Here is a 13,826-nt window from a genome sequence, read left to right as displayed (position 1 = left end):
CAATATTGGCAGCGCGACCCATTCCCATACTCGTAAGCCTCCCATACGCTGCTTTAAGGTACTGGGTATATAGGCTTCAAAGGTGTGTGGACCAAAAGCGTTATATAAAATAGGAATATTTTCAACAGTTTGAGGAGTAAACAGCCAAACCGGATCGGTATTTTCTGACTTATAACGACCAAGGCGAATTTCGTATGTTTGACCGTTTAGCTTGACCATTTTTAAGCCAATATCTCGTCTTGCTTGACCTGCGAGTGGGTGGTTTGCAGGGCCCTGATCACGCATAGCATCGGGACGCGCCGATAATCCAGACCAATCAATCCAAAGCTGACGATCAATGACTAAGCCTAATTGTCGGGCAAGTTCAGCACCATCGGCGCGCCTGTCTGCTGGAGATAAATCAGCTAAGTTTAAGAAGTTAGCTGCTTTTTTATACTCCCCCGTTTCAGTGAGCGAGACAAAATTACGCACTGTCTCTCGTGGCGTGCGCCTATTAATTCCCTCAGCCGGTGTTGAGTTAGTGCCGGTTACTTCAGCTTCATACCAAGTAGAGACGGACTCCTCTTCTGCGCCAAGCACGGTGAGCGACACCAGACAGATCCAGCTCATAACAAACAAACGGAGGGCATTTTTTCTCCTAATCACCCCCCGGCCATTTTTTATTATGGCCGTAATATCAAGCCATGCACCTGCAAGCCAAACCGTGGTGTGCTTCATATTGTTCTGTTGTGCCTGACTGGCCATGCTCTTCATTCGCCGTCCTCATCAGATTAAACGCATACTTATTATTGTGATGCTTATAAGAAGAGCATAAACAAGATAACTTACAATGTCTGCTGCTTCACAAGAGAGACAAATGCCCAACTCATATTCACACGCTGTCAATACAGCGTAATAACACACTGAGTCATATCACTACACGCAATATGCCCATAACACTGAATTGAGTGTTTGCGGCACTAACACTGTATTTTTTTACATTTTGTGACGCACCATAAGGCTCAGCTATTGCTTTACCTCGCAACAATAGTCATGGTTAATAAGCCAGTATAAGGCCAGCTTGGCAAGTAACGGCTCAAGCTGTACCTATAAAAGAAACAACTTACAGTGGCTAATTATAGTGCGACTCCCCTCTATACTGCCCTTATTGTTATTACTTTAGCCTGCCGGCTGGAGTTTGGCCTCTAACATTTAATACAGTGAGGCATGATATGCACAAACCACAACTGAGCTTTACTCTTAAAGAGTACCGACAGCGTTTAGCCAAAGTAAGAGCTGCTATGGCAAAGCGCAATATTCAAACACTGATAGTGCATGATCCTTCTAATATGGCCTGGCTAACAGGCTACGACGGCTGGTCGTTTTATACGCCTCAAGCGGTAGTTGTTGGCGCAACAGGAGAGCCGCTTTGGTATGGCAGACACATGGATGCGAGCGGGGCTAAGCGCACCGTTTATTTACAACCAGAAAACATTACTTGGTATCCCGATTACTACGTAATGAACCCCTTATTACATGCCATGGAGTACTTGGCAAATCAGGAACTTAAACCGCGCGATTGGGCCCATGGCAACATTGGGGTAGAAATGGACAATTATTATTTTAGTCCTACCGCTTATTTTTCTTTGCGCGACAACCTACCTGATGCTGAGCTAGTAGACGCCACCGCCTTGGTCAACTGGTGCCGCTCTATAAAATCACCAACCGAGTTACGCTATATGCGTATTGCCGCACGCATTGTCGAAAATATGCATCAAGCCGCCCTAGATATCATTGAGCCCGGTTTACCCAAAAACCAATTAGTGGCCGAAATTTATCGCACTGCCATGCTAGGGCACGACGGTCACTACGGTGATTACCCCGCCATAGTGCCGATGATACCTTCTGGCAGAGATGCCTCTGCCCCTCATTTAACTTGGGACGAGCGTCCCGTTAACCTCAATGAAGGCACATTTTTAGAGTTGGCTGGCTGCCACCGTCGTTATCACTGTATTTTGTCTCGTACTATTTACCTTGGCCAGCCCACAGACAACTTTAAACGTGCGAATGATGCACTCAATGCTGGGCTAGAAGCAGGTCTTGCCGCCGCTAAGCCGGGCAATCGATGTGCCGATATTGCCGATGCACTTAATTCAACGTTAGCCAAATATGGCTTTAACCGTGAAGGGGCACGCTGTGGTTACTCTCTTGGCTTAAGTTACCCGCCAGACTGGGGTGAGCGCACCATGAGCCTGCGTAATACCGATCAAACCATTTTAAAGCCCGGTATGACCTTCCATTTTATGCCAGGTCTTTGGCTAGATGATTGGGGTATGGAAACCACAGAAAGTATTGTTATCACCAAAACGGGAGTAGAGACCTTAAGCCAGTATCCAAGACAGCTGTTTGTTAAAGAATAAAGCCAGAAAAAGGAGGTAGGAGTCAGCTTTTTTGCCGAGGTTGAAATGAGAAAGTAAGCGTTCCCCTATAACAAGCCATCAGTCGGTAAAGGAGCAATCACTGTATGCGGTTAGATAAGTACGATATGCATATATTACACATATTACAACAACATGGACGCATCACTAAATCGGGCCTTGCCCAGGCGATTAACTTATCAATAAGCCCCTGCTGGGAACGCGTGAAACGCTTAGAAAAGGCCGGCATAATCGAAGGCTATGGCGCCCGTATTAACGCACAACTACTGAGTCATAAAACGCCAGTCTTAGTAGAAATTAGCCTAAGTAATCACAGCGCCAGCACTATGAAACAGTTTGAGCAAACTATGGCAAACTGTGAGCAAGTAGCCGACTGTTATGCCACCGGCGGCGGCGTTGATTACGTGCTACGCATTTTGTGTGATGGCATTGATCAATATCAGCGTTTAATGGATAGCTGGTTAGATTCTGATCTGGCGATTGATAAGTACTTTACCTATATAGTCACCAAGACCATTAAACAAACCTCATCCCCTACTATTGGTACCCGTTAGCATTACAAACTCCCACACTTCTTATCGAGTTTAGAAAGTCGAGGTACGTAATTAAAATATTCATTTATGACACCCAAACTCATTGCAGCTTATCTTGGGTACGCGCTATAATGCGTTTTTAATAAATAATAAAATGGACTTTGATATGAAAAAATTATGTAAAATTGCCGCCGTATTTTCAATCCTTGCTGTGACTGCCGGTTGTTCTGGTACTTCATACAACCAAGAAAAAACTTGTGGTACAGACTACTTATTGCACCCTGCTATCTCAGTTCCAGCAATGATTGGTGCTTGTGATTCATATCAAGCAAAATAATCATTTAATATGATTATTTAAAAGCCCACTCTAAAGTGGGCTTTTTTATGGGTATTTCTTAATATGCTCTCCCCTGTATTTATCTTCCCTCAGAAAAAAACCACTGTTTATCATCAACAAACAGAAGAAACTGACACTTTTAAGCGCGCTAACAAAAAGTAACACTAACCAAACTCAGTACACTCATAGGCATAGCAAGTCAGTACAGCACTTGCCATCACCCAACTTATTTATTTAGGTTTAGCAATACGAGGGGCGCTTATGAGCTTACAACTACAATCTGTGATCACCAGCAAAGTCACCGATGCCATCATGCCATATCTCAAAGATCCGCGCTTAGTCCGTGAGCTGGCTTATATCAATGGCAAGTGGGTGCACGGGCAACAAGATATTGCCGTTATTAACCCAGCTAACGAAGAGGTGATTGGCCACTGCACCCTGCTTGAGCCTTTACAAGTTCATCAAGCTATCACTGCGGCTGAGTCTGCTTTTGCACCTTGGAAAGCACTGATGCCCGATGAACGTGCCGATATACTGATGCGCTGGCACGACTTAATTTTAGAAAATAAAGAAGATCTCGCAACACTCATGGTATTAGAGCAAGGCAAATCATTAAATGATGCCCGAGGCGAGGTGGATTATGGGGCGTCTTTTGTACGCTGGTTTGCCGAAGAGGCGCGCCGTGCCTATGGCGATACCCTGCCTAGCCATATTCCCAATGCCCAACTGGCTACCATGCGTGAGCCCATAGGCGTGGCAGCACTGATCACCCCATGGAACTTCCCCCACGCCATGATCACTCGCAAAGCAGCCGCCGCATTAGCGGTAGGTTGTACTGTGCTAATAAAACCTGCCAGTGAAACTCCCTTTTCAGCACTCGCCTTAGCAGAGCTTGCCGAACGCGCTGGTTTTCCTGTGGGGGTTTATAACGTGATCACGGGTGATGGTAGCCAAATTGGCCAATTGCTTTGTCAGGCCGAAAACGTACGCGCTTTATCCTTTACCGGCTCCACCCGCGTGGGAAAAATCTTATTAGCACAAGCCGCCAGCACAGTAAAAAAGTGCTCTATGGAGTTGGGCGGTAACGCGCCTTTTATTGTGCTGCCCGATATGGATATTAAAGAAGCGGCTAAGGCGGCGGTTGCCGCTAAATTTCAAACCGCCGGTCAAGACTGCTTAGCCGCCAATCGCATTTTTGTACCTAAAGCTCATTATGAGGCATTTTTGCAGGCTTTTGCTGAGGAAATGGCGCTCATTAAAGTGGGGAATGGTTTTGATAAAGACGTCACCATGGGTCCGCTTATCTTTCGCGAAGCGGTAGATAAAGCCCAAGCCTTAGTCGATGACGCCCTTGCTAAAGGCGCGCGCTTAGTGGCGGGTAATCAAGACACAGCGCCAGGTAGCAATTTTTTTATGCCCACTTTACTGGCCGATATCACGCCACAAATGAAAGTGTTTTATGAAGAGAATTTTTGCCCTGTCGCAGGCGTGCTCGCCTATGAGGACATACCGAGCATGATGACTCTGGCGAATAATACCGAATATGGCCTTGCAGCTTATGTTTATGGTCACGATATTCGCACTATTTGGCAGCTATTAAGTGGCCTAGAGTTTGGCATGGTTTCGGTTAACTCAGTCAAAATGACTGGCCACAGCATTCCCTTTGGTGGTGTTAAACAATCTGGCTTAGGCCGAGAAGGCAGCCGCCATGGGTTTGATGAATATAGCCAAATTAAATACTACTGCCTTGGCGGATTGACTGAGTAGTACCGAACAGTAGACAACAAACAGTACAAACCTATTTTTGCCAACGAATACACGGAAAGAGAAAGCGAACAAAAAAGCAATTTTTACTTAGGTAAGATCTTACAAGCAAGATATGTATTTTTGCATTTATCTTACTGCTCTGTCCGTGTGTTTTGTGGCCAAGCTGTATTGAAATACGACAAGGAGTTCATTATGACATTAGATACTCAAAAGTGGTTAGAAATGGACCGGCAAAATATTTTTCATGCTTCCACTCATCTTAAACAGTATGCCAATGGCGAGATACAAGGTCGTATTATTACCGGTGCACAGGGCATTCGTATTAAAGACTCTACCGGCATCGAGCTAATCGACGCTTTTGCAGGGCTCTATTGCGTCAATATTGGCTATGGCCGTCTTGAAATGGCGGAAGCCTTATACGAGCAAGCCAAAAAGTTAGCCTACTACCACACCTATGTCGGTCACAGTAACGAGGCACTGATTGAGCTCTCAGATCGCATTATCAAAATGGCGCCAGCGGGCATGAGCAAAGTCTATTACGGCATGTCTGGCAGTGACGCCAACGAAACCCAAATGAAATTAGTCTGGTACTACAACAACGTGCGCGGCTTGCCACAAAAAAAGAAAATTATCTCGCGTGAGCGAGGCTATCACGGCTCCACTATCGCTGCTGGCTCACTTACTGGACTAGATACCTTTCACGCTCACTTTGACTTACCCTTGCCACGGGTAAAGCACACACTGGCGCCTATTTATTATCACAGAGCCGATCACAATATGAGTGAGCAAGAATTCTCTCTACATTGTGCCAACGAGTTAGAAAAAATGATCTTAGCCGAGGGGCCAGACACCATAGCCGCCATGATTGGCGAACCGGTACTGGGCACAGGTGGCATAGTGCCACCTCCCGCAGGCTACTGGGCAGCGATTAATCAGGTATTGAATAAATACGATATTTTATTAATTGCCGACGAAGTCGTGTGCGGCTTTGGCCGCTTAGGATCTGATTTTGGCTCATTACATTACGATATGCAGCCCGACCTGATGACCATTGCTAAAGGCTTAACTTCGGCTTATCAACCATTATCTGGAGTTATTGTCGGCGATAAAGTGTGGAAAGTGTTAGAGAATGGCACTGATACTTGGGGGGCCATTGGTCACGGTTACACTTACTCAGGCCACCCCATGGGAGCGGCAGCAGCTTTGTGTAACTTAGATATTATTGCCCGTGAAAACTTAACTGAGAATGCGCGCACCACAGGCGCATATCTTCAGCAACGCATGCAGCACGCCTTTGCCGATCACCCATTAGTAGGCGACACCCGAGGGGTGGGGTTAATGCACGCGTTAGAGTTTTCTTGTGATAAAGCGAAGCGTCAAGGCTTTGATCCAGCGCTAAAAGTCGGCCCTCAAATCGCGGCTGCCTGTCTAGAGCAAGGCCTTATTGCCCGAGCCATGCCCCAAGGCGATATCTTAGGTTTTGCCCCACCGTTAGTGGTCACTAAAGACGATATCGACGACATAGTAGAGCGCACCGAAAAAGCGGTCAATAAAGTCACCGATCAATTAGTACGCAGCGGCGATCTTAAAACCTCAGATCCCATCACCGCTTAGTCATCCACCGCTTCATGATGAGCAGATACCACTCCTACCAGCACCGCTTATAACCAGCGGTGCTTTATAGCTTTGATACAAAATCAATAGCCAGTTATACCAAGCCCTCAACCGTCATCACTTCTTGTACAACGGGGTCAGCCTTCATCTGAGCAAAATGTCGGGCAACATTAGGGTAATCGACTAGGTCATTTTTTAGCACCTTGGTAGCCCAATAGCAGTAAACAAAAGCACAAGCATCCACAATGCCGCACTCATCTTCTAAGTAGTAATCACGGCTGGCTAAGTGCATATCCATACGTTTTAACAAAGGCGCTATTTGGGCCGGCACTGCGGCTTTAATGGCTTGTTTAGCCTCAGCACGGGTGTCGGTCGTATATTTCTCAGGATTGAAAAAAGGCGCAAATGCACGATAGAGGTCGGCATTAAAAAAGCTTAACCAATAATCACACTGACTTTGCATTATAAGATCGGGCCCCGGGCCTAAATGTTCACCTGCGGGCAGCCGAGATAAGTAACGCAAAATAGCACTACTTTGGTATAACGCCCCTAGCTCTTCGGTGAACAACACTGGAACTGTAGCTAAGTAGTTAATTTTTATAAAGCCTGGGTCTCGCGTATCTGCTAGTTGCAGCTCATAAGGAACGCCCATCCAAGCCAGCATAATATGAGGAGCCAGTGAGCAAGTACCGGGTCTGTAATATAGTGTAATCAAATTAATTGTCTCCTAGTTCCCTTAGGTCGTCGCTAAGCGTTACTATAAAGTGCGCTTTGATAAAGAAGCGCTGTAATAAATTAAGCGCCATCATGACATTTAGTCTTCTATTACCAATAACATTTTCTTTAGTAATGCAGCCATCTGTTGTTGCTCATCCGCTGATAAAGTATTGGCCAATTCAGTTTCTGCAACAAGATGATGTTTAACCGCTTCTTCTATTACCTTAAACCCATGCTCAGCCAAGGTAACAATCACGCCTCTGCGATCATGATCAGCCTGCGTTCGGGTTACTAGCCCTCGGCTTTCCAGTCGATTAATACGGTTAGTGAGTGCGCCAGATGAAATCAGCACCATTGTTTGTAACTGGTTGGGGGATAGCTGAAAACTCGGTGGGTGGCGGCGTAAGGCTGCTAATACATCAAACTCCCCTACGTTAAGATCATAGTGAGCCAAGTCTTGCAGTACGCGGCGGGTAATAAAGTATTCTAGTCGCACCATACGCCCAATCACTTCGGTACTGCTGAACTCTAAATCTGGTCGGGCTGCTTTCCATAAGGTAACAATACGATTAATTTGATCTTCTTCAAGCACAGAGGAGGTGTGATCCGTAGAAGGTTGTTGGTCGCCTTGCCCATTTTTAGAAACAGTTTGCATTCGATGATCATCCGTTGTCATTTGCTACTTGGCTGTATGTGTGTGGTTTCTTTTATATCAAAATCCATTAATTTTAGCATAAACAATCAAGAGACTGAGTAAAGAGACGGCGCTCCCATACGGATAAAAATTCCCGAAAGTCCCCCAAGGCTTGCACAGAACGTTTAATGCCCGTGATAGTTGCGTTATACTCTGGTGGTTTAATAAAAATGATATAAATAAGCCAACTGGGAGAGAGAAAAGGTGAGCCTGTTAAAAAACCTATTGCTGGCCGGCGTTGCCGCCGCCGCGTTAAGTGGTATGGCTTATGCCGCCAACGAAATGTCGCCAGAAGCGATTAGTGAGCGTACCAAGCCGGTAGGAAATGTTTATACCGCAGCCGATCTCGAAGGCATTATTGATTCAGGTAGCGCACAAACTAGTGACGAGCCAGCCGGCCCGCGCACTGGTGAGGCCGTGTACACTGCAGCTTGTTCTGCGTGTCATGGAACAGGAGCGGCTGGTGCGCCTATAAAAGGCAATGCTGAGCAATGGGCTTCTCATGTCGCTAAAGGGCATGATACTTTAGTGAAGCATGCGCTTGAAGGCTTTAATGCAATGCCTGCTCGTGGTGCTTGTGTAGACTGTTCAGATGAAGAAATAATCAACGCCGTGGACTACATGCTGGATGCCATCTAAGCATTAACAGACGTAGCAAACGAATAAAAAGCCGCAATGATGCGGCTTTTTTGTTCATCATTTTTTAAACATTGCCCGTAAGCTCGCCACACTCGCTTGGCCTTTTTCCATACGCTCAGTTTCGCTAGGAGGCTTGCGATTATGCTCCCAATCTAGATCTTGCTGCGGCAACTCCAGTAAAAAACGGCTCGGCTCTGGCCGCAGTTGCTCGCCATATTGGCGACGTTCACGACACAGCGTAAAGGTTAATGCTTGCTGAGCCCGAGTAATACCGACATAAGCCAGGCGGCGTTCTTCTTCAATATTATCTTCATCTATGCTGCTTTGATGGGGCAATAACCCCTCTTCCATTCCCACCATAAACACATAGGGAAACTCTAACCCCTTAGAGGAATGCAAGGTCATCAGTTGCACTTGTTCGCCGTCATCTTCATCTTCACCGCGCTCCATCATGTCGCGCAATGTCAGTCGGATCACCACTTCAGGCAAGGTCATGGCTTCTTCTAGATCTGAGCCTTCCAACATTTGGCTAACCCATTTGAAGATAGTTGACACATTTTGCATGCGCATTTCAGCAGCGCGGGGGCTAGGTGAACTTTCATATAACCACTCTTCGTAATTAATATCTTTGATCATGTCGCGTACTGCGTCTTGTGCCCCACCACGGGCGGCTTCTTCGCCTCGACGCACCAGCCAATTACAAAAGGCCCGCACCGCCATCAGACCACGGCCATCCAGTGTTTGCTCTAAGCCCATTTCAAAGCTTGCGGCAAACAAGCTTTTTCCTCGACTATTGGCGTAGGTTCCTAGCTTTTCGAGACTCGTTGGCCCTATTTCGCGACGCGGGGTATTTACCACACGCAAAAAAGCATTATCGTCATCAGGATTTACCAACAGTCGCAGGTAAGCCATGATGTCTTTTACTTCTGTTCGAGAGAAAAAAGAGGTACCGCCACTGATCTTGTACGGAATACGGTTCGTCATTAACTGCTTTTCTAGCAAGCGTGATTGATGGTTGCCCCGATAAAGAATCGCGTATTGGCCAAACTTACTGCCATTCATAAATTTATGACCCATGATCTCGGCCACCACCCGCTCTGCTTCGTGCTCTTCATTTTTCGCAAATAGCACCCGCACTGGGGCTTCATACGCCATGTCAGAAAAAAGTTTCTTTTCAAAGTCATGAGGATTATTGGCAATTAAGATATTAGCGCACTGTAAAATTTGCCCACGAGAGCGATAGTTCTGCTCGAGCATAATCACTTTAAGCTGCGGGTAATCGTCTTTTAACAGCACCAAGTTTTGTGGCCGAGCGCCGCGCCACGAGTAAATGGACTGATCGTCATCTCCCACCACAGTAAAGCGTGCTCGCTCTCCGGCAATCAGTTTAACCAGCTCATATTGACTGGCATTGGTGTCTTGATATTCATCCACCAATAGATAGCGAATTTTGTTTTGCCAAAACTGGCGCACTTCGTCATGAGTTTTCAGCAATAAAGTGGGCATTAAGATCAAGTCATCAAAATCTAGCGCATTGTAGGCCTTCATTTGTTTTTGATAGCGACCATAGCACTCGGCAAATAAGACTTGCTCGGGATCTTGGGCAATGCGTGCAGCACGGGTAGGTAAGACGAGATCGTTTTTCCAGTTAGAAATAGTGCTTACTAAACGACTCAGCGCTTCTTTATCACCGTCTAGCTCTTGCTCGGTCAGATCTTTTAATAGTGCCAGCTGATCTTGATCGTCAAACAGGGTAAAGCCGGCTTTTAAATTAAGCGTTTTATGCTCTCGGCGAATGATGTCTAGCCCTAGGCTATGGAAGGTTGACACCATCAAGCCTCGCGCTTCGCTTTTGCTTAAGGTTTGCAGTACGCGCTCTTTCATCTCACGCGCCGCCTTATTGGTAAAGGTCACGGCGGCAATGTTTCGCGCTTTATAATCACATTTTCGTACTAAATAGGCGATTTTATTGGTAATTACCCGAGTTTTACCACTGCCGGCACCCGCCAGCACTAGGCAAGGGCCACCAATAAAGTGCACGGCTTCGTCTTGGGCTGGGTTGAGTTTCATAATGGGTACTCCGACAGTCATACGGGAGCGTTATTCTAACGGTTAGCGAACAGCGGGGAAAGACGGAAAAACAGCGCCTAGCGCCCGGCGCCAAGCACCAAGCTAAAAGAAAACACCGCAAAAGCCCTTCGGGCAGCGGTCGGCGTATGGCGTATGGCGTATGGCGTATGGCGTATGGCGTATGGCGTATGGCGGTCAGTTTAAAGACGCCTCTACTCGATTCTATTGTTCCGTGTATTGCGTGGCGATCAGTCTTAGATCTTTATTTTGAGCCCTTTTTTTAGCTAGGTGCTTGGTGCTGGGCGCTCGGCGCTATGTTTATGCTTTACTCTTGTTGCTTAACCGCACATGATCGTACTCGCCGCTTATTTACCTGAATTGATGATGCCACTCGATATAGACAAACTTAGACTCGACTTTCCTATTCTGGCCCAAACTGTGAATGGTCAGCCGCTGGTGTATTTGGATAACGCCGCCACCACGCAAAAGCCACAAGCGGTGCTGGACGCCCTTAACCATTATTACCAAGGCCAAAATGCCAATGTGCATAGGGCCGCTCATGCGTTAAGTGGCCAAGCCACCCAGGCTTTTGAGGCGGCGCGCGCCAAGGTGGCAGACTTTATTCATGCCCCCGATGCTCGCCAAGTCATTTGGACCCGTGGCGCTACCGAAGCCATCAATTTGGTGGCCTTAAGCTTTGGTATGCAAAAGCTTAAGGCTGGGGATGAAATATTACTGTCGGCCATGGAGCATCACGCCAATATTGTGCCTTGGCAACAGGTGGCGGCCGCAACAGGGGCCGTCATTAAGGTCATTCCTTTAACGGATAACGCTGAACTGGACATGACGGCTGCGGCCAACTTATTCTCGTCTCGCACTAAGTTATTAGCCATCAGCCATGTGTCTAACGCCTTGGGCGTGCTCAACCCGGTGCAAACGTTAATTGCCATGGCCAAAGCGGTGGGGGCCGTAACGCTTATCGATGGCGCCCAGGCGGTAGGCCATTTATCAGTCGATGTACAAGCGCTGGATTGTGATTTTTATGTGTTCTCAGGCCATAAAATGTTTGGCCCTACCGGCATTGGTGTCTTGTATGGCAAGCGGGCATTATTAGAAGCCATGCCGCCTTGGCAAACGGGGGGCGAAATGATCAAATACGTCAGCTTTGAGCATACCCGCTTTGGCGAGCTGCCCTTTAAATTTGAAGCCGGCACACCCAATATTGCCGGTGCCATTGGCTTAGGCGCGGCAATCGATTATTTATCGGCCTTAGATCGCTGCGCTCTTGCAGCACACGAGCATCAGTTAATGCTGCAGCTATTGGCAGGCTTAAGCGCTCTGCCCGAGGTGCGTATTATTGGTCGCCCAACCGCCGGCGCCGTGTCCTTTATTATTGATGATGTACATCCTCAAGATGTGGCCACCTTATTAGACATGCAAGGCATAGCGGTGCGCACCGGTCATCATTGCGCCATGCCACTGATGCAGGCGCTTGATTTACAACAAGGCACCCTTCGTGCCTCCATTGCGTTTTATAATCATGCCCAAGACATTGATGCCCTATTACTCGGCCTTAAAAAATCACGGGAGTTTTTCTAATGCAGCCATTCGGCCACACAGTTACCGACACAGAGATCCGCGCTTTATTTTCCGCCGCCCGTGGTTGGGAAGCCCGCTATAAAGAGCTGATCAAATTAGCGAAACAGTTACCACCATTGGCAGACGCCGATAAAACCGAGGCCAACGCCATTCACGGCTGTGAAAGCCAAGCTTGGTTATTAAGTAAGCAGGATGAAGAAGGATGTTGGCAACTACACTGCGATTCAGATGCGCGTATTGTGAAAGGCTTAATGGCAGTGGTGCTAGCGGCGCTGAATAATAAGACAGCACCAGAGATTCAAGCCTTTGACATAGAGGCTTATTTTTCCGAGTTACAGCTGTTTAACCACCTCAGTCCCTCGCGAGGTAATGGCTTACGAGCGGTAGTTAGCGCCATAAAACAAAGCTGTCAGCCGTAAGCTTTAAGCTGTCAGTTAATGATAAAAAATAAAGACTTTTCGCCACGGAATACTCGGAAAAACACAGACGTAGGGCGGTAAAAGGTAAAGACCTTGGTTGGTGATTTAGTATTTATCTTCAAACCTGGTTAATAAGTAAATTATTTTTATTCCGATCGTTTTTCTGTGTGCTTCCGTGTATTCCGTGGCAAATATTATTTAGCTCTTAGCCGCTAACTTAGCTAACACTCTACTGACCATAAAGAAGCCGAAAGTGGCGGTGATGTGGGTGATGGCACCAAAGCCGGAGGCGCAGTCCATTTTCATGGTGCCATCAAGCGCTGGTTTAGCATTACAGATACCGCCGTCGCCATCTGGATATGTTGGCTGTTCGGTAGAAAACACGCAGTCGATACCAAATTTGCGTTTGGGGTTTTTACTAAAATGATGAAAACGGCGTAGATCGCCACGTACTTTAGCCGCTAACGGATCTTGAATGGTCTTGCTAAGATCGCGGATCATGATCTGACTGGGATCCGTTTGCCCGCCTGCGCCACCGGCGGTGATCACTGGGATCTTATTGCGCTTACAAAAGGCTAACAAGGCCACCTTGGCTTTAACTGAGTCGATGGCATCGAGTACATAATCGAAATCTTGCAGTAAATATTCCGCTTGATTATCGCTACTGATAAAATCATCGACGATCGTCACTTTGCAATCAGGGTTAATGAGCTTGATCCGTTCCGCCATGGCTTGGGTTTTTTCTTGGCCTATTTGATTGGTGAGAGCATGGATCTGACGGTTGGTGTTGGTGATACAAATATCATCCATATCGATCAAGGTAATAGCACCTATGCCTGATCGCGCCAGCGCTTCTGCAGCCCAAGATCCTACGCCACCAATACCGATCACACATACATGGGCTTGGCGAAAAGCCGCTAATGCATCATTGCCGTATAATCGGGCAATGCCCCCAAAACGCTGCTCAAAACTCATTATTTACTCCCCTCAATGTGCGGTTAGTATATCAGGGATTGGTGG

General features: G+C 47.0%; 12 protein-coding genes. 8 read left to right on the top strand and 4 right to left on the bottom strand.

Features of this window, described 5'->3' with window-relative positions:
* The first annotated feature begins 1,211 nt into the window (after positions 1-1,211).
* The 5 genes from ACTHY5_RS00720 to ACTHY5_RS00700 all read left to right on the top strand — a co-directional run bounded on the left by ACTHY5_RS00720 (position 1,212) and on the right by ACTHY5_RS00700 (position 6,668).
* Positions 1,212-2,399: a M24 family metallopeptidase gene (locus ACTHY5_RS00720; protein WP_441874965.1), complete on the top strand. Its 1,188-nt coding sequence runs from the start codon at positions 1,212-1,214 to the stop codon at positions 2,397-2,399.
* Between the two features lie 104 nt (positions 2,400-2,503).
* Positions 2,504-2,971, top strand: a complete 468-nt coding sequence (locus ACTHY5_RS00715; RefSeq protein WP_441874963.1) for an Lrp/AsnC family transcriptional regulator — start codon at positions 2,504-2,506, stop codon at positions 2,969-2,971.
* Between the two features lie 145 nt (positions 2,972-3,116).
* Positions 3,117-3,287 carry a DUF4223 family protein gene (locus ACTHY5_RS00710; RefSeq protein WP_441874961.1) on the top strand — a complete coding sequence of 57 codons (171 nt, stop codon included), beginning with the start codon at positions 3,117-3,119 and terminating at the stop codon, positions 3,285-3,287.
* 261 nt (positions 3,288-3,548) lie between these two features.
* Positions 3,549-5,054: an NAD-dependent succinate-semialdehyde dehydrogenase gene (locus tag ACTHY5_RS00705; protein ID WP_441874959.1), complete on the top strand. Its 1,506-nt coding sequence runs from the start codon at positions 3,549-3,551 to the stop codon at positions 5,052-5,054.
* Positions 5,055-5,246: 192 nt separating this feature from the next.
* Entirely contained in the window at positions 5,247-6,668 is a 1,422-nt protein-coding gene (locus ACTHY5_RS00700) for an aspartate aminotransferase family protein (RefSeq protein WP_441874957.1), read from the top strand.
* A gap of 94 nt (positions 6,669-6,762) precedes the next feature.
* Here the strand turns inward: ACTHY5_RS00700 and ACTHY5_RS00695 are convergent, their stop codons facing one another.
* Both ACTHY5_RS00695 and ACTHY5_RS00690 read right to left on the bottom strand, forming a co-directional pair.
* A complete protein-coding gene (locus ACTHY5_RS00695) occupies positions 6,763-7,383 on the bottom strand; it encodes a glutathione S-transferase family protein (RefSeq protein WP_441874955.1) in 621 nt (206 codons plus the stop codon).
* Between the two features lie 99 nt (positions 7,384-7,482).
* Positions 7,483-8,040, bottom strand: a complete 558-nt coding sequence (locus ACTHY5_RS00690) for a MarR family winged helix-turn-helix transcriptional regulator (RefSeq protein WP_441874953.1) — start codon at positions 8,038-8,040, stop codon at positions 7,483-7,485.
* A 300-nt stretch (positions 8,041-8,340) separates the two neighbouring features.
* Between ACTHY5_RS00690 and ACTHY5_RS00685 the strand changes: the two genes are divergently transcribed.
* On the top strand, positions 8,341-8,718 hold the full coding sequence (locus ACTHY5_RS00685; RefSeq protein ID WP_441875005.1) for a c-type cytochrome: 378 nt from the start codon (positions 8,341-8,343) through the stop codon (positions 8,716-8,718).
* Positions 8,719-8,775: 57 nt separating this feature from the next.
* Here the strand turns inward: ACTHY5_RS00685 and rep are convergent, their stop codons facing one another.
* Positions 8,776-10,788, bottom strand: coding sequence for a DNA helicase Rep (gene rep / locus ACTHY5_RS00680; protein ID WP_441874951.1), 2,013 nt, complete (start codon positions 10,786-10,788; stop codon positions 8,776-8,778).
* Positions 10,789-11,172: 384 nt separating this feature from the next.
* Here rep and ACTHY5_RS00675 point away from each other — a divergent pair, with 384 nt between their 5' ends.
* Complete coding sequence (locus tag ACTHY5_RS00675) at positions 11,173-12,387, top strand: cysteine desulfurase (RefSeq protein WP_441875003.1); 1,215 nt, start codon at positions 11,173-11,175, stop codon at positions 12,385-12,387.
* Positions 12,387-12,806: a cysteine desulfurase sulfur acceptor subunit CsdE gene (csdE, locus tag ACTHY5_RS00670; protein WP_441874949.1), complete on the top strand. Its 420-nt coding sequence runs from the start codon at positions 12,387-12,389 to the stop codon at positions 12,804-12,806. Before ACTHY5_RS00675 ends, csdE begins: the two co-directional genes overlap by 1 nt.
* Before the next feature lie 198 nt (positions 12,807-13,004).
* Here csdE and tcdA read toward each other — a convergent pair whose 3' ends face one another.
* Positions 13,005-13,781 carry a tRNA cyclic N6-threonylcarbamoyladenosine(37) synthase TcdA gene (tcdA, locus tag ACTHY5_RS00665; RefSeq protein WP_441874947.1) on the bottom strand — a complete coding sequence of 259 codons (777 nt, stop codon included), beginning with the start codon at positions 13,779-13,781 and terminating at the stop codon, positions 13,005-13,007.
* Positions 13,782-13,826: the final 45 nt, after the last annotated feature.

Source organism: Oceanisphaera sp. (assembly GCF_052084945.1).
Classification (GTDB): domain Bacteria; phylum Pseudomonadota; class Gammaproteobacteria; order Enterobacterales; family Aeromonadaceae; genus Oceanimonas.
Note: the sequence above shows the minus strand (reverse complement) of the source record. Positions and strands in the feature narration are given on the sequence as shown.